The organism is Candidatus Cloacimonadota bacterium, assembly GCA_011372345.1.
GTDB lineage: Bacteria > Cloacimonadota > Cloacimonadia > Cloacimonadales > TCS61 > DRTC01.
In genome coordinates, this window is sequence record DRTC01000565.1 from 1 (window position 1) to 1,808 (window position 1,808).

The window sequence follows — 1,808 nt, forward strand, 5'->3', positions numbered from 1 at the left end:
GTTGAGAACTGATCTTCTGCACAATATCCATCATACAATTGGATAATTTCCTGTCCTTTGATATTATGAATTGTTATTTTTACATTCGCAGGTTCATTCATCATAAAACTGATTTCCGTATTATTGGAGAAAGGATTGGGATAATTGTTGATATCAGAAATTATTTGAGGAATATCGGGATTATCTCCGGGTTCCGGGATTGTGCGAGAAATAGGAGAATGGATCACAGTTTCACCGGAAAAACAGATGCTTTCCAACCAGTCATTGAAGGTTGTGTTAAAAATCAAGTCTTCTTCATCGGAGAATTCGTATTCCGTCGGTTCGGTAGTTGTTCCTGCTCCATTTATTAGAAAACCATTGATCTGAACAGCATCTTCCAAATCGGTTTCAGAGCGGTAGATATTCCAACCTTGATTATTGGATTCGGATTGAGTTGTCCAGTGGAGGAGGGAGTAGCCGTTTGCGTAAATTGCTGTGAAAGAAGCAAGAATTACAGGAAGGGGAGCATCTGAATCTACCCAATTCGGATCATTTGCATCGATACCTGTTGTACTTCCAAGTGTTCCGTTATTACTATTATCACTGGAATCTGCTGTTGTTTGACCGGGTGAACCATCGTCGAATTTCCAATAACCTTTCAGAGCAGACCAATGGGGATGGCTGTTATCAAGATTTTTATTCTTCCAGGCTTGTATTGTTGATTGCGAGAGAGTTGTTCCCCAGATACGAACTTCATCGATAAGACCATCGAATGGAAAATCTTTAGTAGCATTTTTGTTATAGTTTATTCCAATCAGAAGGGGGTAATCATTGGATAAACTTCCTGATTCAGAACTAACATCTCCCGTTCTATCAGCATTTCCATCGATATAAAAATTCACATTACTACTACGATCTACAACGATGGAAAGATGGTGCCATGAACCGTCATTCCAATTATTACCGGCGATTGAATTAAAATCAGTGGGAGTTTCTCCATAAGTATCAGCGATTGAGAACCTGAATCTACCGGTTGAAAGAAGTTGTATTGCCCATCCGTTTCCTCCTGAGGAACTTCTTGCATCCCAAATTTTTTCAATGAGAACTCCATCGTTAGACAGAGAAGAATTCACCCATAAAGAAATAGTGAAGTCACCTGTTCCTAAATTAAGAGTTGGAGAATCGGGTACTTCTACATAATCATCAGTGCCATCATAATCTAAACAGTAACCACCCGTACCCTGCGCATTTAATACCATTAAAGGCAGCCAAAATAAAATCATCAGGAAATAAACTTTTTTCATAATTCCCTCCAAATAGTGTTTTTGTTGTTTAAAAAGGTCAAATATCTTCACCCTTTTCAACAAGTTCAAAACAATTTGAAATGAATATTTATGTCAAATCATTCGTTTTATTTTTTTATATTATCGGAATTAGACCTTCAAGGTTTTTGAAACCTTGAAGGTCTTTATCAACATTAATCCATCAGGTTTGGGCTCGACTTGATGCGACCTGTCTTGGCGAAGCGAAGACAGAAGCTCGAGTTGAGAACAAACCACAGTTAAAAATATTCTACCGGCATTTCATCATGATCTTTTCTGTCTGTCGTAAACAATCCTCAACTCCACGCTGCGCTGTGAAGTCGAGTCTTGTTTAATCCATTAAGATCAGTTTTTTAATGTAGGTTTCATTTCCTGCTTCGAGTTTATAGAAGTAGATTCCGGAAGATACGGCATTATCGTTACTATCCGTTCCGTTCCAAACGAACTCACCTTTTTCCGCATTTTCTTTCTTGAAAGTTCTAATCAATTGTCCTCTCGTATTATAGA

Annotated in this window: 2 protein-coding genes; both read right to left on the bottom strand. The window is 38.1% G+C overall.

Translation table 11 applies throughout. The features are described from left to right. The coding region (locus ENL20_10785; protein ID HHE39040.1) for a LamG domain-containing protein at positions 1–1,283 on the bottom strand (1,283 nt) is incomplete at its 3' end. 349 nt (positions 1,284–1,632) lie between these two features. Further along, on the bottom strand, positions 1,633–1,808 hold a 176-nt coding region (locus tag ENL20_10790; protein HHE39041.1), incomplete at its 5' end, for a T9SS type A sorting domain-containing protein.